This is a genomic window from Specibacter sp. NPDC057265 (genome assembly GCF_042668835.1).
Classification (GTDB): domain Bacteria; phylum Actinomycetota; class Actinomycetes; order Actinomycetales; family Micrococcaceae; genus Specibacter.
Genome location: NZ_JBHUYE010000009.1, coordinates 1 through 18104 on the forward strand (window position 1 = coordinate 1; position 18104 = coordinate 18104).

Consider the following 18104-nt stretch of genomic DNA (forward strand, 5'->3'; position numbering starts at 1 on the left):
AGGCAGACCACAGGCCATGGGGATTTGCCCTCCCCCAGCCATGAATAGTGTGTAGGGAAAAAAAACCCCGAATCACTCAGAAGAGGAGCCGCTAAAAACAAACATCTAAATGAGCATCGCCGGCACGGATGCTGCATAACATGCTTCCTTGGGGGAACAACTGGTCAACACAGTGTCAACACTTAAACACGAAAACCCCCTGTGACCAGGAGGTTTACCGTGCCCAAGGTGGGATTCGAACCAGACTATCCCCCCTGCAAACAAAGGGAAATCTTTAACCACCGCGGCAGTACGGCCCAGTACGAGCCAATCCGGACCAATCCGACAAAAAAAGTGTTGACACTGTCAACAGCCCTAAATACGGTCCAAAGAAGAAATTCCCACTAATTCCTTCTCGATTGGCCGAACCCAATCGATTGACGATCTCCTCATAACTGGGACGCTTATTCAGCACCGCACCAACCTTTTCCACGGATGCGAACCACGAGAGCATGTAATGGTTGATGGCGCCGATGACTGTCCTCATATTGGCAAGCTGCGCAGCAATGTTGCTGTTGAGCAGCGAATCCAGAAGGGCTGCTCGATTGCGCAGACGGCAGACACCATCAACAGCCCGTCCAAGCTCATAAGCTGAGGGTATTCGCAAATCGTGGACCACTGAACAACACGTCTTCATTTGAGGATCTTCGACAAATACTCACGACACCATGTCCCCCCCAAACAGTTTTCAGAACATGCATGGCAGGAATGATTAAGGTGGAAGGGCCGACTGGCAGTCGGCCCTTCCTAAACGCTTAAGACTTATTAGCCGTATTCCTGCCCAGCTCTACACCCTAAAGAACTTTTTACGACTGAATGTGTTCCCGATCATTGGGAACACCAGGTGTCTTCGAGCTATTTAGTTCCCTGTATAGAGCCAGCAAATACCTAGGATGGGTTATGTCACGCCGTACCCAACCCCAATAGCTAACTCCAGGCTCAATATTCTCACGCGACCACAAGTGACCTGCATACAAAGCGTTGGCGAGTACTGAACTTAGGACCAAAGCCATCGCTTCGGAGAGCGTAGGCAGAACGAGGTCTGGAACATTGAAAAACACAGTGGCTAGTAGAAGGATTGAACCGGCCACTGGTGCCCACCTGAATTTGGGCACCCGTGATGACGCAGCTATGACGCCGAGGCTAAGTCCTGTTATGAGGTACAGCATGGAATGAATCCTCTCATCATTTTGCCGGTCTGGTGGTCAGTGCGAGAAGCTGTGCTAATAGCAATTTTGGCTGTTGTACCCTACAGCAACTGGGACTGGTACGGCAGCGATGAAAATGCATCCGTTTTCACTCGCAGCCCGCTTAGTATTGTGGAATATTGCACCACCGAAGATCCCACACCATGCGGCACCAATTCCCACTCCTACGAGCGCCAGTGCGCCGCAGAAGAACCCGAGGCTTCCCTGATCCGCGAGAGCTTTAGTTTCACTTTTATTGAGTCCTGCCCCGTAGGCGGCTTGGTACCACTCCCAAGTGGGATCAGCTACAACAGGATACTCAGTTTGGGACGACGGCGTCACGACCTGGATCAAGTCACCTCCTCGGATCTCGTAGTTCGTGGGCACAGATTTCCCTGATGCGTCGCGCGCCCATGCTGGCTTGACCCCGAATGCTGTGTACTTGCCGTCCGCATCGAACCCGATGACATAAATGGATCCATCAGGAGCTTCGACGGGCTGAAATCCATTACCGATTCCATAACTGAACTCGTGGGGGGGGGAAGAAGCGGAACGAATGATCGTTTGAATGCGAACTGAGCCGTTCGTCATGGACTGCACAGCGGCATCAACACTGTTGTCTTGTGATTGATAAACGACGGTTCCGTCGGAACTGGACTTTCCGTTATTCAACTTTAGGTCTTTTGGTAGGGACACATGCAGCGTCGCCTTCTTTTCTGCTTCGATGGAGACGGGCACAGAGGCCGCATCCGGAATTTCGACTTCCACATTTGTGGAACTAAAACGTGTTTTGCCACCGAGGGACATTCCCTGCGAAACAGTGCCTTGATTCGGCGCAACTCTCTGGATGAGGCTCTGAACTTGCTCATCTGAATCCGGAGCCGCCGATGACACACTTGCAGATGTCGCCACCAGAGCGATTGAAGCTCCAAGTACCGTAAGAATTCGCAGAGTCCTAAATTTTGTTGTTTTCACTTAATCCACCTTGATTTCAGATTGCTCCATCCCCCTCAAACCGAGGAGGTTTCAAGATTCCCTAAGGAAGTGACCACGGTATCACTAGTAAGTTGACTAAAACTCAAAGGATACCTGCCTGTCCATAAAAGCAGGAGGACTGTGGCTAATGGCTATAACGGCGCCACTCACGGTTGAAGTTGTCAGTCTTTGCGTTAGAAGCCACCAACATGCTCTTTGAATTTCAGCGCGTATACATCGTCATACTTCTCGGATGAGAGTACGCAGTCTGGGCTGCAAATAGGTAAAGAATTGAGCTCATTTGATGCTCGCATGGAGCAACTAAGACTTTGATAAATGTCCAACCGGACAGCATTTTACGGTTTCGAGCTATCCATAGGGACTAATTTTTCCTTCAAAATGCCCACAAAAGACAAACGCTTTTTTACCTAAATTTTGCATTGGGTCTACCCCGATCTTTTTGTCGACACGGGTCGTCCCCAGGTTTTGTTGACTCCTTGACCTAGCGAGCTGGTGCTCGTGGAAGGATGTCAAACATGCCTACTGCCTATGGGGCGGAGTTCCGCCAGGGAGTCACCGATGTGTTTCGTAAGGGTAAGGCGCGGATCGCGAGGGACTTCTGCTTTTCGGTTACCACCTCGACGCGCTGGATCGCCATGGAACCCCAAGGAGACCGGTGCCGGCCAGTTAGCGGCAGCATCAACGGCCATGGGGAAAATGAAAAACCCAACCGCATGTTGGAGCAGGCGAACGGGACCCTACGCCAGGGGGCGACTCCTTCGGTCTAGGACGTCAACCTGAAATTACTCTTCTACGTGCGGTGTCAACACATGGTGATTTCTGGCGAAAGGCAGACCGCAGGTCATGGGGATTTGCCCTCCTCCAGCCATGAACAGTGTGTAAGGAAAAACTAACCCCGAATCACTCAGCAGGAAGCCGCGAGGATCGAATAGCAAAAGCAAAGTCAACTAATCCAGACGGTGCGGAGCAGGAGCCATCAGCCCAATACCAGGATTGCACCAAGCTCCACCGGCAAGGCCGGACAAAAAGAATGACCCCCTGTTTCCAGGAGGCCAATCTTCGAACATATGTGCCCAAGGTGGGATTCGAACCCACACACCTTTCGATACTGCATTTTGAGTGCAGCGCGTCTGCCGTTCCGCCACTTGGGCCTTTGCAAAAGTGTTGAAATAACCACCGTTACCAAGATCACGCACCCGTTTGTGAATCGCTTCCGAACGAGTGCGCGCAACTACTCTACATGCATATAGGCTGTTTTGTAGAACTGAGGCCGCAATGGCCTAAAAAATTGCCACAGGTGTGGCAATTCATCTCTTTAAAGGAGCCCCCCGTGTCCGAACAAACGGAAACATCCCCCACGACCCCCGCACGCCGCGTGCTTGTCGCTGAAGATGAAACCTTGATCCGCTTGGACATCATGGAGATCCTGCGCGGAGAAGGCTATGACGTGGTGGGTGAGGCCGACAACGGCGAGAAGGCCGTGGAACTGGCCAAGGAACTCCGGCCGGATCTGGTTTTGATGGACGTCAAAATGCCTGTCATGGATGGCATCACCGCCGCCGAGCACATTGTGAAGGCACGCATTGCTCCGGTGGTGCTGCTGACGGCCTTCAGCCAGAAGGAACTGGTTGAGCGCGCCCGCGACGCCGGCGCCATGGCCTATGTGGTCAAGCCCTTTACTCCTGCGGACCTCATCCCCGCCCTGGAAATTGCGCTTTCCCGCCACGAGGAGATCAAGGCCCTGGAGGATGAGGTCTCCGACCTGCAGGAACAGTTCGCCACCCGCAAACTTGTGGAGCGTGCCAAGAGCCTGCTCACCACCAAAATGGGGCTCACGGAGCCGGAAGCCTTCCGCTGGATCCAAAAGACCTCCATGGACCGCCGCCTGAGCATGCGTGAGGTGGCCGAGACCATCATCAACCAGGTGAACTAGACCGGTTCCGCCAGACAAAAAAGCCGCCCTCCCCGAAAGGGGACGGCGGCTTTTTTGCTGTGCAGCAGCTACATGGCTACTCCGTAGGCCAGGGGCCAATCTTTTCCTTATTGGGCCACACACCGTTGACGGACTTGCCTGAATCGGCCAGGTCCCCCACCTTGTGGGCCTTGACCAGGTTGGTGGAACCTGCCTGTCCGGGAGGCGAACCGGCGGCAATGACCACCAGTTCCCCTTCGGCCACGAGGCTCTTTTCCAGCAAGGTGGCGTCCACCTGCTCCGTCATGGCGTCCGTGTGCGCCACCATGGGAACCAGCACGGGCTCAATGCCCCAAGCCAGGGCCAGCTGGTTGCGCACGTGCTCATCCGGGGTGAAGGCGAAGACCTGCTTGGCCGGGCGCAGGCGCGAGAGGCGGTGGGCCGAGTCGCCGGACTGCGTGAAGGTGGCAATGTACTTGGCATCAAGCTGGTCGGCGATCTGCACGGCTGCTGCCGTAATCACGCCGCCGGGGGTGCGGGGGTTGGTGCCCAGGGTGGGAATGCGCTTGAGGCCGTCCTTCTCCGTGGCCTCAATGATGCGTGCCATGGTCTTGACGGTTTCAATGGGGAACTTGCCCACACTGGTCTCACCGGAGAGCATGACTGCATCGGCGCCGTCGAGCACGGCATTGGCACAGTCCGAGGCCTCCGCGCGGGTGGGGCGCGGGTTGTCGATCATGGACTCAAGCACCTGGGTGGCCACAATCACGGGCTTGGCCCAACGGCGTGCCATCTCCACACACTGCTTCTGCACCAGCGGCACGTCTTCCAGCGGCAGCTCTACGCCCAAGTCGCCGCGGGCCACCATGATGGCGTCAAAGGCGTCAACGATCGCTTCCAGGTTGGCCACGGCCTGCGGCTTCTCGATCTTGGCGATGACCGGCACGCGGCGGCCTTCCTCATCCATGATCTCGTGCACGCGCTGGATGTCGGCTGCGTCACGGACGAACGACAGTGCCACCAGGTCGACGCCGCACTCAAGTGACCAGCGCAGGTCGTCCTCATCCTTCTCGCTCAGGGCCGGGACGTTCACGGCAACGCCGGGCAGGTTGATGCCCTTGTTGTTGGAGACCTTGCCCGGCACCGTGACTTCGGTGACAACCTTCACATCATCAACAGCCGTGGCACGGACGGAAACCTTGCCGTCGTCGATCAGCATGATGTCACCCACTTTGACGTCCTCGGTCAAGGACTTCAAGGTGGTGGAGCAGATGTCCTTGGTGCCCGGGACGTCCTGGGTGGTGATGGTGAAGACGTCGCCCACGGCCAGGTCGTGGCCCGTGCCGTTTTCAAAGCGGCCCAGGCGGATCTTGGGTCCCTGCAGGTCAGCCATGATGGCCACCGGCTTGCCCAGGGCGGCAGCGGCCTTGCGCACGTTGGTATACGTGTTTTGGTGGACTGTGTAGTCGCCGTGGCTCATGTTCATGCGGGCTACGTTGACGCCCGCCGCCAGTACCGCAAGTGTGTTTTCATAGCTGGCGATTGCCGGCCCGAAAGTCGCAACAATTTTTGCGCGTCTCAATGTACCTACCTAATGTGTGTTGTCAGCAAAAAAACTTTGGTCCTCACGCATAGCCTATCGCTTTTGCCACTACACCCTGATAGCCGAGTCACTGGGTGAGACGGGTGCCGGCAGGGATGTCTGCCCCATCAAGTGCCGGTCAACGGCTGCTGCGCACGCACGCCCTTCAGCGATGGCCCACACAATCAACGACTGGCCACGCCCGGAATCACCGGCTGCAAAAACCCCCTCCCGGTCCGTCATGTAGTAGCCGTCGCGGTTAATATTGCCGCGCGGGTCCAAGGAGACGGGCAGCTGGTGCAGCAAGGGGGCGGATTCCGGTCCAGTGAAGCCCAAGGCCAGGAACACCAGATCCGCGGCAATGACCCGCTCGGTGCCTTCCTTGGGCACCCGCCGCCCGTGCAGGTATTCGGTCTGGGCAATCTTGAGCCCCGTCAGCTGCCCGTTTTCGCCCAGAAACTCCACCGTGGAGGCCAGGTAGCTGCGCTCACCACCCTCTTCATGGGCACTGGCCACGTCAAAGAGGTTGGGGAACATGGGCCAGGGATGGGAGGCGGCACGCTCCATGGGCGGCTGCTGGCCAATGGCCAAGGTGGTCACCGACGCGGCCTGCTGGCGGTGCGCGGTGCCCAGGCAATCGGCTCCCGTGTCGCCGCCGCCCAGTATGACCACGTGCTTGCCGCGGGCATCAATGTGCCCCGGCACGGCGTCGCCGGCCACTGCCCTGTTGCCCTGCACCAGGTATTCCATGGCAAAGTGCACACCCTTCAGCGCGCGTCCGGGAATGGGCAGATCCCGCGGCACCGTGGCACCCGTGCACACCACCACGGCGTCGTAGCGCCGGCGCAGTTCCTCCCAGCCGAGGTCCTTGCCCACCTCCACACCGGTGCGGAAGCGGGTTCCCTCGGCCTTCATCTGCGCAATCCTGCGGTCCACGCTTTCCTTCTCCAGTTTGAAGTCCGGAATGCCGTAGCGCAGCAGCCCGCCAATGCGGTCATCCCTTTCGTACACGGCAACCGTGTGGCCGGTGCGTGTGAGCTGCTGGGCAGCTGCCAGTCCGGCCGGACCGGAACCAACGACGGCGACAGTCTTGCCGGTGAGCCGGGCCGGCGGCAGCGGGTGCACCCAGTCCTGGTTGAAGGCTTCATCGATGATGGAAACCTCCACCTGCTTAATGGTCACCGCCGGCTGGTTGATGCCCAGCACGCAGGCGCTCTCGCACGGCGCCGGGCACAGCCGCCCGGTCCACTCCGGGAAGTTGTTGGTGGCATGCAGCCGTTCAATGGCCTCCTGGCCCCGGCCCCGCCAACTGAGGTCATTCCATTCCGGAATCAAGTTGCCCAGCGGGCACCCCTGGTGGCAGAACGGCACGCCGCAGTCCATGCAGCGACCGGCCTGCGACTTCAGCACACCCTTTTCCTGCGCCTCATACACTTCCTTCCAGTCCATGATGCGCACGGCGACAGGGCGGCGGGGTTGGGTGATGCGTTCGCGATTTTTCAAGAAACCGTGCGGATCAGCCACCGGTGACCTCCAAAATTTTCTGCCAAACGGCTGGGCCGTCCGGGTCCTGGCCCAGTTCGGCTGCTGCCAACTGGGTTTCCAATACTGCTGCGTAGTCGCGGGGCAGAACCTTGGTGAAGCGGGCCGCCGCGCGGGGGAAGTCGGCCAGCAGCACGTCGGCCGTCTCGGAGCCGGTCTCCTCGGCGTGCCGGCGCAAAAGCGAGCCGATGATGTCGGCGTCGGCGGCGTCGGGCACCAGCAGCATCAGCTCCCCCGCATCCAGGGCGGCCTTGTTCACCAGCGCCGGGTTCAAATCCAGCACATACGCCGTGCCGCCTGACATGCCCGCGCCAAAGTTGCGGCCCGTGGGTCCAAGGATCAGTGCCGTGCCGCCGGTCATGTATTCACAGCCGTGGTCGCCAATGCCTTCCACCACGGCCGTGGCTCCGGAGTTGCGCACCAAAAACCGCTCCCCCACCAAGCCGCGCAGGAACATTTCCCCACTCGTGGCACCGTAGCCAATCACATTGCCGGCAATGACGTTGTGGGCGGCGTTGAAGCTGCTGGAACGCTCCGGGCGGACCGTGATGCGGCCACCGGAGAGGCCCTTGCCCACATAGTCGTTGGCGTCCCCCAGCAGGCGCAGGGTGATTCCGGCCGGCAGGAACGCGCCCAGGGACTGGCCTGCCTGTCCGGTGAGCGTCACATCAATGGTGTCGGTGCCCAGGACCTGGGTGCCGAAGGTGCGTGTGACGTGCCAGCCCAGCATGGTGCCCACGGACCTGTCGGTGTTGACCACCGGAACGCTGATCTTGACGGGTTCGCGGTTGCTCAGCGCCCCGCTGGCCATGGTGACCAGTTGCTGGTCAAAGTGCTTGTCCAGTTCGTGGTTTTGCGTGGTCAACCGGCGCATGGGCGCGTCGGCGGGCACACCGGCGTCGGAGAAGATCGGGCTCAAATCCAGTCCGGCGGTTTTCCAGTGATGCAGCGCCGGGTCAAGGTTCAGCGCCGCGGACTGGCCAATGGCCTCCTCCAGGCTGCGGAACCCGAGGCCGGCAAGGATTTCGCGCACCTCCTCGGCGAGGAATTCAAAGAAGTTCACCACGAACTCCGGCTTGCCGGTAAAGCGGCTGCGCAGCTCGGGGTTCTGCGTTGCCACCCCCACCGGGCAGGTGTCCAAATGGCAGACGCGCATCATGACACAACCGGAAACCACCAGCGGGGCGGTGGCGAAACCGTACTCCTCCGCCCCCAGCAGGGCAGCAACCACCACGTCACGGCCCGTCTTCAACTGGCCGTCCACCTGCACCACCACCCGTTCCCGCAGGCCGTTCAGGCGCAGGGTCTGCTGCGTCTCCGCCAGGCCCAGCTCCCACGGCATGCCTGCATGCTTGAGCGAGTTCAGCGGACTGGCGCCGGTGCCGCCGTCGTGCCCGGAAACCAGGACGACGTCGGCCTTGGCCTTGGTCACACCCGCCGCCACCGTGCCAATGCCCATTTCGGAGACAAGCTTCACGTGGACGCGGGCTTCGGGGTTGGCGCGTTTGCAGTCATAAATGAGCTGGGCCAGGTCCTCAATGGAGTAGATGTCATGGTGCGGCGGCGGGGAAATGAGCCCCACCCCGGGGGTGGAGTGCCGGGTCTCGGCAATCCACGGGTACACCTTCTTGGCCATGAGCTGGCCGCCCTCGCCGGGCTTGGCGCCCTGAGCCATTTTAATTTGAATGTCCTGGGCATGGGTGAGGTACAGGCTGGTCACGCCGAAACGGCCGGAAGCGACCTGCTTGATGGCGCTGCGGCGCTCCGGGTCCAGCAGCCGTTCCACGTCTTCGCCGCCTTCGCCGGTGTTGGACTTGGCGCCCAGCCGGTTCATGGCAATGGCCAGCGTCTGGTGGGCTTCCTGCGAAATGGAACCATAGCTCATGGCGCCGGTGGAGAAGCGCTTGACGATGCTGCCCACGGACTCCACTTCCTCCAGTGGAACGGGGGTGCGCAGACCCTCCTTGAAGTTCAGCAGGCCGCGGAAGGTCATGAGCTTGTTGGCTTGGTCATCAACGCCCTGGGTGTATTGCTTGAAAATGTCATAGCGGCGTTCCCGGGTGGCGTGCTGGAGCCGGAAGACGGTGTCCGGGTTGAACAGGTGCGGCTCCCCGTCGCGGCGCCACTGGTACTCGCCGCCGCCTTCCAGCGGGCGGTGCGGAACGTCGACGCCGTCCACCGGGTAGGCATTGAGGTGGCGGGCATGCACTTCGGCGGCAATGACGTCCAGGCCCACGCCGCCGAGCTGGGTGACGGTGCCGGTGAAATAGGCGTTGATGAGTTCCTGGGACAGGCCCAGGGCTTCAAAGGTCTGCGCCCCGCAGTAGGAGGAGACGGTGGAGATGCCCATTTTGGACATGATCTTCAAAACCCCCTTGCCCAGCGCCTTGATCAGGTTGTACACAGCTTCCTGGGCCGTGACGCCAGTGACGTCGCCGGTGCGGACCAGCTCCTCCACCGATTCCATGGCCAGGTACGGGTTCACCGCCGCCGCGCCGTAGCCCACCAGCACTGCCACATGGTGCACTTCGCGGACGTCACCGCCCTCCACCACCAGGGAGACCTTGGTGCGGTTGGCGCTGCGCAGCAGGTGGTGGTGCACGGCGCTGAGCAGCAGCAGGGAAGGAATGGGGGCCCACGCTGCGGAGGAGTCCCTGTCGGAGAGCACAATGTACTGCACGCCGCGGTTGATGGCGCCGGAAATTTGTTCGTTGATTTCCGCCAGCCGGGCGCGCAGGGCGGGCTCGCCGCCGTCGACCCGGTACAGGCCGCGGACTTTCATGGCGATGCGTGCGCCGCCGGAGCCGTCGGCCGCGGCGGGGCTTTCCATATTGGCAATCTTGGCGAGTTCGTCATTGTTGATGACGGGGAAGGAAAGGGCGAGCTGCGCTGCCTTGACGTTGCTGCGGGAGAGCAAATTGCCCTGCGGTCCAATGGCCGTGTTGAGGGAAGTGACAAGTTCCTCCCGGATGGCGTCCAGCGGCGGGTTGGTCACTTGGGCAAATTGCTGCACAAAGTAGTCAAAGAGCAGGCGCGGACGCTTGGACAGCACCGCCACGGGGGTGTCGGTGCCCATCGCTCCCAGCGGTTCGGCCCCGGCCTTGGCCATGGGGCCCAGCAGGATCTTCAGCTCCTCGGTGGTGTACCCAAAGGTGCGCTGGCGGTGCATCACGGAAGCGCTGGTGTGGATTACATGCTCGCGTTCGGGCAGCTCGGCCAAGGTGATGGTGTTCTCCCGCGCCCATGCGGCATACGGCTTGGCCGCCGCTGCCTGCGCCTTGATCTCGGCGTCGGAAATGATCCGGCCGGCGTCGGTGTCCACGAGGAACATGGTTCCCGGCGCCACCCGGCCCTTGCTGGCAATGGTTTCCGGAGCCAGGTCCAAAACGCCGACCTCTGAGGCCAACACCACCAGGCCGTCGGTGGTGGTCCAGTACCGCGCCGGGCGCAGGCCGTTGCGGTCCAGGGTGGCGCCCACCACGGTGCCGTCCGTGAAGGACACGGCCGCCGGTCCGTCCCAGGGCTCCATCAGCAGCGAGTGGTATTCGTAAAAGGCCTTGCGGTCCGGATCCATGGTGGCGTGGTTTTCCCAAGCCTCCGGAATCATCATCATGACCGCCTCGGTCAGCGGACGGCCGGAAAGCCATAAGAGCTCCGCGACCTCATCAAAGGAGGCCGAATCCGAGGCGCCGGGGGTGCAGATGGGAAACAATTCCTCGGGCGTGTCGCCCAGCAGTTCATGGGCCATGGTGGACTGGCGGGCACGCATCCAGTTGCGGTTGCCCTTGACGGTGTTGATTTCCCCGTTGTGGGCAATGGTGCGGAAGGGCTGCGCCAGCGGCCAGGAGGGGAAGGTGTTGGTGGAAAAGCGGGAGTGCACCACTGCCAGTTTGGACGTGAAGCGCCCGTCGGAGAGGTCCGGGTAGAACGGTTCCAACTGTGCCGTGGTCACCATGCCCTTGTAGACAATGGTCTTGGAGGACAACGACGGGAAATAGACGCCAAACTTTTGCTGGGCCCGCTTGCGCACGCGGAAGGCCTTGCCATCGAGGGCGTTGGCCGCACGGATGTCCAGCGGTTCGGCGGGCTCCGTGGCCAGAGCCAGGAAAAGCTGGCTGAAATGCGGCATGCACGCCCGGGCGCTGGCGCCCACCAACTCGGCGACCACCGGCACCTCGCGCCAGCCCAGGACACGCAGTCCTTCACTGGCGGCAACAGCCTCGATGCCGGCCCTGGCGTCCTGTTGCTCCCCGGCACCGGTGGGCAGGAAGGCAGTACCCACGGCGTAGTGTCCCGGAGCGGGAAGTTCGAAGCCCGCCACTGCACGGAAAAGCTGGTCGGGCACCTGGGTCAGGATGCCTGCGCCATCGCCGGTTCCCTCATCGGCACCGACGGCCCCGCGGTGCTCCAGGTTCCGGAGCGCCACCAGGGCTTTTTCAATAATGTGGTGCCCGGGTGTGCCCCGGAGCGTGGCCACCACCGCCAGGCCGCAGGCATCCTTTTCACTTTCAGGACGGTACAGCCCCCGTTGCCCGGGCATGGCTGCGAAGCGTTTGAAAGGTGAGATGGCCGTGGGCTGCTGGGACCCACGGGAAGATGATGATGCCACGAGGTGTACATCCTTCCCCTGTTGTGCGGTGAATTGGGGACAACGTTGGCCCGGAGCGCGGCAAGAGCGGATCTCTTCCCGCGGTGTGCTTTTCTGACGGATCCCGTGCCGGCCAGATGGTGGCAGGCGATTGCCGTGGTGTGGGCACCATTAGTCTGCACTTGCATCACATAGTCGTGATTTGTCATGCATCTGCACAAAGGTCCACGGTCTTATGAACCATGGCCGTCTTGGTGCCGAGTTTTACTATATAGCCGCCCTCACAGGGCTCAATGGGCAATCTTGCAGTTCGATATAATATGCATGATCAGTAATAGTATGCAGCAAATACGAGCGCTTTCTTTGCTTTCAGGGTCAGTTTTGTTTCGTGCGTGGGTCGATCGACAGCTGGGAGCCCGCATGGCGGGCAGGGCACGCAACACGGTAGGGGGCAGGGGCGCAAGCGGAGGGATGGATTGGCCGCCAGGCGGCGCGAACGTGATACACGCCTACGGGATTGGCCACTGAGTACCTGGTGAAAACGATGACAGCGGATCAAATGGTTGCCCGCGCGGAACCTGCCGCTGCGGCACTCGAGCGGGATGCCAAAGGCATAGCGGCCGCCGCGCGTGAACGGGCCAAGGAAACCATTGTGAAGGGCTTGGCCATCGGGGCGATACGCAATCCGGGGTGGGTGCGCGGTGTGGCTGTGCCAGCTGCTTCGCCTTTCCCCGTGGTTTTTGGGTGCGGCGGAGCTTGCGTGGCGCAGGCCCCACCAACAGCGCGGCCAGAGCCCCTGCGGGGGCCACGCCGCTTTCAACCGCCACCAGTCCGCGGATCTTCACCACCAGGACAGCGGCGCATGATGCCCGGGCCGCTTCTGCCAGGGCATTAAAAGAGGGGCCGGCTAATGCCGGCCCCTCTCCTATTTTTCCCTTGCACAGGAAATCTATGTAGAACAGTCTAAGCCCTTGAGGATCAACGCCATCCTTGCCCGGCCTGAAAATTATGCCCGGCGCTTTCTCGGCGCTGGCCTTTTTGGCTGGTTCTGCGCAGTTCATGCACAGCAGCGCTCAAGGGTTCCGGGGCCAGTTCGCTGGGCTTGACATTACGGACCGCGGCGAGGTCCGCCAGTGCCTTTTTCAAGCCCGCACTGCCCCGCTAATTCTGGCGGGGTGTGTGCTTTTCTGCTTCCGCGGCCGGGTCAAGCTTGGGTCGTCCCGATCATGCGGTTCAGCTCTGCCTGCTCCAGTCCGGCCGCCTCGGCCGTGGTCCGGTATCCGTCCTCCTGCTCGAGGGTCAACGCCGAATCCGTCTCAGGCATTGGTTTTCATCTTTCCCAGCATCTTCGGGCTGGCTTACAGCACGTGGAAGATCAACATATCCCGTGGCTGTCCAGGCATTTCCCCAGCAGCATGGAAAGCCGACCACCGGCACGCGAGGCAGCAAGCACAAGCCATCCCCCGTGGAACCGCAGCAGGTCGGGCTCAGCTTCGCGGCCCCAACGGATTGTCGAGGCAACGGCAAAGGCGGCCCCTTGAGGGCCGCCTTGACGTTGCTGCGTGGCAATGCTGGAAGAGGTCAGGACCTCAAGTGTCCTTGCCGGCGGACTTCGGGGCGGCGTCTGCGCCGCCGGAAGCCATTGGCGCCCCCTTGGAGCCTGCGGCATCGACCGACGTTGCGGCGCCGTTGCCCGGTGCCCCGGCGCCGGCACCTGGACCAGCGGCGCCCTGGGCAGCCACGGGGCCGCGGCCCGGCAGGTATACCGAATTGCTGTCCCCACGGGGCCGGGAGAAGGTCAGGACCAAAAATGCCACCAGGGCAGCCAAGAAGACCAAGATGCTGGTCCACACGTTCAGGCGTGCAGTGACGCCAAAGAAGCTGAGCATCTCAGCGTCGTCAATGCGCAGCATTTCAATCCATACCCGGCCCGCCGTGTAGATCATGGCGTAGAGCAGAAACAACCTGCCGCGGCGCAGCGCGAATCTGCGGTCCACCAACAGCAGCACCACCACACCCAACAGGTTCCAGAGGCACTCGTAAAGGAAGGTGGGGTGAAAGAGCGTGTCGGGGCTGGACCCGGCCGGCACGTACTCGGGAGCCACAGCCAGCCCCCAGGGAAGGGTGGTGGGCCCGCCAAAGAGCTCCTGGTTGAAGTAGTTGCCCCAGCGGCCCAAAGCCTGGGCCAGGAGCACCCCTGGCGCTGCGGCGTCAACAAAGGCGGAAATCTTAACATTCGCGCGGCGGCAGCCAATCCACGCGCCCACCACTCCCAGGACCACTGCGCCCCAGATGCCCAGTCCGCCCAACCATATCTGCGGGATGAGCGCCAGATCGCCCGTGCCATCAAAACCGGGGCCAAAGTAGGCGTCCGGGGAGGAAAACACGTGGTACAGACGGCCGCCAATGATGCCAAAGGGGATGGCCCAAATGGCAATGTCCCAAATGGAACCTTCGGGACCGCCTCGGCGTGTCCAGCGGCGGCCGGTCAGCCAGATGGCTGCCACGATGCCCACCAAAATGCACAGGGCGTAGGCGTGCAGGCGCAGCGGGCCCAAATCGAATCCCGACCAGACGGGTGCGGGAATGGCTGTTGGCAGGGTCCCGGCCAGGGCCTGGGGCGCCAGTGCGGAGATCACTGCGCGGACTCGTTCCCGGTGGCCGCGGCGGCAGCCAGCGGGGCGTCAAATCCCGAGCTGAGCTCCTTGGCCAGGGCTCCCACGGCGTCCACTCCCCCATCCCGGAGGGCGACGACCAGGGCGGTGCCCACAATGACACCGTCGGCATAGGCGGCAATTTCACGCACATGCTCCGGCCGGGACACCCCCAGGCCCACGCAGGCACGTTCGGCCCCGGCACGGTGGGCAGCTGCCACCACCGCCTCTGCGGCGCTGGACACGGAGCTGCGGGCGCCGGTGACACCCATGATGGAGACCGCGTAGGTGAATCCGCGGGTGGCCTGGACGGTCATGGCCACACGCTCGGGCGTCGAAGACGGTGCCACCAGGAACACCCGGTCCAGGCCGTATTTGTCGGAGGCAGCCAGCCATTCGGCCGCCTCATCGGGAATCAGGTCCGGAGTGATGAGCCCGGCCCCGCCTGCTTCGGCGAGGCGGCGGGAAAATTCGTCCACGCCCAGCTGCATGACGGGATTCCAGTAGGTCATGACCATGACCGCGGCGTCACTGTGTTCGGTGATGGCTTTGACAACGTCAAAGACGTCATTGACCTGGAAGCCGTTGGCCAGCGCCTGCGTGGTCGCGGCTTGAATGACCTCCCCATCCATCACGGGATCGGAATACGGGATGCCAATTTCAATGATGTCGGCACCATTGCGAGCCACGGCGATGGCGGCGTCAATGGAGCTTTGCTTGTCCGGATAGCCGGCAGGCAAATAGGCGATCAAGGCTTTGCGGCCCTCCGCCTTCGCCTTCTCAATGGCTGCTGCGGACTTGCTCGGTATGGCGGCGGGCACAGCGGCCGCGGCGGAATCACTCATTGCTGGCATCCTCTGCGTTGTTGTCCATGGTGGCTGCGCCGCCACCGTAGGCTGCGCCCTTGGCCGTGCGGGTGGACAGCCGGGTGCCCTTGACGTGGCCGTCCTCGTCCAGGATGCCAAACCATTCAGCGGCGGTCTGCACATCCTTGTCCCCCCGTCCGGAGAGGTTCACAATGATGACCACGTCCTCGGGCTTGTCGGCGTCGGCAGTGAGGCGCTGGCCCACCTTGAGTGCCCCGGCCAGGGCGTGGGCGGTTTCAATGGCGGGAATGATCCCTTCGCTGCGGCACAGGAGCTTGAAGGCTTCCATCGCTTCGGCGTCGGTGATGGGCTCGTAGGAGACCCGGCCAATGTCGGCCAGATACGCGTGCTCGGGCCCCACACCGGGGTAGTCCAGACCGGCGGAAATTGAATGCGACTCAATGGTCTGGCCGTCCTCGTCCTGCATGAGGAAGGAGCGGGCGCCGTGGAGGACCCCCGGCTTGCCCAGGGTGATGGTTGCTGCGTGGCGGCCGGTTTCGACGCCGTCACCGCCTGCCTCGAAACCGTAGATCTTTACGCTGGGGTCATCGAGGAAACTGTGGAACAAGCCAATGGCGTTGGATCCGCCGCCAATACAGGCGCACAAGGCATCCGGCAGACGGCCAATCTGCTCCAGGATCTGGCTGCGGGCCTCCTCCCCAATGACTTCGTGGAAGAACCGCACCATGGCTGGGAAGGGGTGGGCCCCGGAGACGGTGCCCAGCACGTAATGGGTGCTTTCCACATTGGCCACCCAGTCCCGCAGGGCGTCATTGATCGCGTCCTTGAGGGTTTGTGAGCCGTTGGTGACCGGCACGACCGTGGCACCTAAAAGCTGCATGCGCGCCACGTTCAAGGCCTGGCGGCGGCAATCCTCCGCGCCCATGTACACCACGCATTCCAGATCCAACAACGCAGCGGCGGTGGCGCTGGCCACGCCGTGCTGGCCTGCACCGGTCTCGGCAATGATGCGGGTCTTGCCCATCCGTTTGGCCAGCAGCGCCTGGCCCAGCACATTGTTGATCTTGTGCGAACCCGTGTGGTTGAGGTCCTCGCGCTTGAGGAACACGCGGGCCCCGCCGGCATGGGCGCTGAAGCGCTTGGCTTCAGTCAGCAGGGACGGACGCCCGGTGTAGTTTTTGTTCAGTTCGGCAAGCTGCTGCAGGAATTCCGGATCGGTTTTGGCCTTTTCAAAGGTGTCCTCCACCTCGTCCAGGGCGGCAATGAGCGACTCCGGCATCCAGCGGCCGCCAAAGTTTCCAAAGTAGGGCCCGGGCGCGTGCCGCAGGGACGGCGCTGGATCCGTGTCAACGGGGACGCCGCCTTGTAAGAACGCTGTTGCCGGATCCACCATCTCGGCGGGGTCATGAGACGAAGCTGCTGGCGTGCTTGCCATCAAGTTCACCGTCCTGTTCCTGAATAGAGTATGCACAAAATGCTTTGATGGCAGGGGCCGCATGGCCGCCTGCGTCCAGCCTGCCCGGGTGGGGCAGTGCCGTGTCCTGGCGCCGGCGGGGTCCAGGCCCGTATGCGCCAGGCTCCGGCTATGAAGCGTGGCCCGCCGGTGTTCCGGCGGCCTTGAACTGCGCAATCCGTTCCCGGGGCGTCGCGTCCTTCACCAATGCCTCGCCCACTAAGATGGCGTGGGCTCCGTGGGCCCGGTAATGCTCGACGTCGGATACGTCCCGTACGCCTGATTCGGCCACCACGATGGGTCCTGCCGGAATGCTTCCCGCCAGGGCTGCGAACACGCCGCGGTCCACTTCGAGGGTCTTTAAGTTACGGACATTGATGCCGATGATCCTGCTGCCCACAGCGGTGGCGCGTTCAATTTCCTCCCCCGTGTGGGTCTCCACAATGGCGTTCATGCCCAAGTGGTGGGTCAGGTCCAAATAGCTGCGCAGCTGAACGTCGCTCAGCGCTGCGGCAATGAGCAGCACCGCGTCCGCGCCGTGGGCGCGGGCCTCCCAAATCATGTACTCATCGCAGGTGAAATCCTTGCGCAGCACGGGGATGTCCACGGCTTCGCGCACGGAATCCAAATCCGCCAGGGAACCGCCAAAGCGCCGCTGCTCCGTGAGGACACTGATCACCGCGGCGCCGCCGTCGCGGTAAAGTGCGGCCAGTGCGGCAGGGTCCGCAATCCCGGCCAGCTCGCCCTTGGAGGGGCTGCGGCGCTTTACCTCGGCAATGACCTGCAGCTGCGCGCGGTCCACGGAGTTTCCGCCCAGCGCCGCCCAGGCGTCGCGTGCCGGGTCCAGCTGCTGCACGCGTTCCTGCAGCTGCGTCAGGGTGACCTTGCGCTGCCGGCCCTGCATGTCTTCCCGGACACCGGCAACTATGTCCTGCAAAACACTCACTGCTAGTGGCCGTTGCTCTTTAGTTTGCTGCCGCCCACACCGTAACCTGCCTTGCGCAGCACCGGTCCCAGGATCAGGCCCACAACAATGACGCCAACACCAATCCAGAACAGCACGGTGGCGCTGGCACCAATGACAAAGGCGATGCAGGAAATCAGCACACCCACCAGCATCACACCCACGCAGGTCCACGCAGCGGGGCTGTTGCCGTGGCCCAGTTCAACACCGTGGTCGACCGGCTCGTCCCGGGACAGCTGGGCGCTCTGCTTGTTGCTCATGATAAATCTCCCTATATCAACTCGGATGCTTTGAACTACATTCTGCCATCACTTCAGCACGGAAGCAGCAACCGACAGCCTGCGCCGCGGGCCGCTGAAA

At 61.9% G+C, this 18104-nt stretch carries 11 protein-coding genes and 1 tRNA gene; 1 reads left to right on the forward strand and 11 read right to left on the reverse strand.

Going from position 1 to position 18104, the window contains the following annotated elements:
• Window positions 1-274: 274 nt before the first annotated feature.
• The 3 genes from ACFUCV_RS08385 to ACFUCV_RS08395 all read right to left on the reverse strand — a co-directional run bounded on the left by ACFUCV_RS08385 (window position 275) and on the right by ACFUCV_RS08395 (window position 3373).
• Entirely contained in the window at window positions 275-658 is a 384-nt protein-coding gene (locus ACFUCV_RS08385) for a hypothetical protein (RefSeq protein ID WP_380814512.1), read from the reverse strand.
• Between the two features lie 604 nt (window positions 659-1262).
• Window positions 1263-2201, reverse strand: coding sequence for a hypothetical protein (locus ACFUCV_RS08390; RefSeq protein ID WP_380814515.1), 939 nt, complete (start codon window positions 2199-2201; stop codon window positions 1263-1265).
• A gap of 1091 nt (window positions 2202-3292) precedes the next feature.
• Window positions 3293-3373 (reverse strand) — tRNA-Leu (locus tag ACFUCV_RS08395).
• Window positions 3374-3552: 179 nt separating this feature from the next.
• On the opposite strand from ACFUCV_RS08395, the gene ACFUCV_RS08400 reads away from it, so the two are divergent.
• On the forward strand, window positions 3553-4155 hold the full coding sequence (locus ACFUCV_RS08400; protein ID WP_380814517.1) for an ANTAR domain-containing response regulator: 603 nt from the start codon (window positions 3553-3555) through the stop codon (window positions 4153-4155).
• A 76-nt stretch (window positions 4156-4231) separates the two neighbouring features.
• On the opposite strand, the gene pyk is transcribed toward ACFUCV_RS08400, so the two are convergent.
• From pyk to ACFUCV_RS08440, 8 genes are all read right to left on the reverse strand, one after another.
• Window positions 4232-5716: a pyruvate kinase gene (pyk, locus tag ACFUCV_RS08405; protein ID WP_380814520.1), complete on the reverse strand. Its 1485-nt coding sequence runs from the start codon at window positions 5714-5716 to the stop codon at window positions 4232-4234.
• A 69-nt stretch (window positions 5717-5785) separates the two neighbouring features.
• Entirely contained in the window at window positions 5786-7240 is a 1455-nt protein-coding gene (locus ACFUCV_RS08410) for a glutamate synthase subunit beta (protein WP_380814523.1), read from the reverse strand.
• Window positions 7233-11798, reverse strand: coding sequence for a glutamate synthase large subunit (gene gltB / locus ACFUCV_RS08415; protein ID WP_380814725.1), 4566 nt, complete (start codon window positions 11796-11798; stop codon window positions 7233-7235). The genes ACFUCV_RS08410 and gltB overlap by 8 nt, the downstream gene beginning before the upstream one ends.
• 1637 nt (window positions 11799-13435) lie before the next feature.
• Window positions 13436-14485 carry a prolipoprotein diacylglyceryl transferase gene (gene lgt / locus ACFUCV_RS08420; RefSeq protein WP_380814525.1) on the reverse strand — a complete coding sequence of 350 codons (1050 nt, stop codon included), beginning with the start codon at window positions 14483-14485 and terminating at the stop codon, window positions 13436-13438.
• Window positions 14482-15345 carry a tryptophan synthase subunit alpha gene (gene trpA / locus ACFUCV_RS08425; protein WP_380814527.1) on the reverse strand — a complete coding sequence of 288 codons (864 nt, stop codon included), beginning with the start codon at window positions 15343-15345 and terminating at the stop codon, window positions 14482-14484. The genes lgt and trpA overlap by 4 nt, the downstream gene beginning before the upstream one ends.
• A complete protein-coding gene (gene trpB, locus ACFUCV_RS08430) occupies window positions 15338-16762 on the reverse strand; it encodes a tryptophan synthase subunit beta (protein ID WP_380814530.1) in 1425 nt (474 codons plus the stop codon). Before trpB ends, trpA begins: the two co-directional genes overlap by 8 nt.
• A 148-nt stretch (window positions 16763-16910) precedes the next feature.
• Window positions 16911-17726 (reverse strand): indole-3-glycerol phosphate synthase TrpC, encoded by an 816-nt coding sequence (trpC, locus tag ACFUCV_RS08435; protein ID WP_380814533.1) that lies wholly within the window; start codon window positions 17724-17726, stop codon window positions 16911-16913.
• A 2-nt stretch (window positions 17727-17728) separates the two neighbouring features.
• Window positions 17729-18004 (reverse strand): HGxxPAAW family protein, encoded by a 276-nt coding sequence (locus ACFUCV_RS08440; protein WP_380814536.1) that lies wholly within the window; start codon window positions 18002-18004, stop codon window positions 17729-17731.
• Window positions 18005-18104: the final 100 nt, after the last annotated feature.

What these genes read in the sequence shown, in the direction of transcription:
- trpA (WP_380814527.1), bottom strand. Translation starts at nt 15,345, where the DNA reads ATGAGTGATTCCGCCGCGGCCGCTGTGCCCGCCGCCATACCGAGCAAG.
- gltB (WP_380814725.1), bottom strand. Translation starts at nt 11,798, where the DNA reads ATGCCCGGGCAACGGGGGCTGTACCGTCCTGAAAGTGAAAAGGATGCC.
- trpB (WP_380814530.1), bottom strand. Translation starts at nt 16,762, where the DNA reads ATGGCAAGCACGCCAGCAGCTTCGTCTCATGACCCCGCCGAGATGGTG.
- ACFUCV_RS08440 (WP_380814536.1), bottom strand. Translation starts at nt 18,004, where the DNA reads ATGAGCAACAAGCAGAGCGCCCAGCTGTCCCGGGACGAGCCGGTCGAC.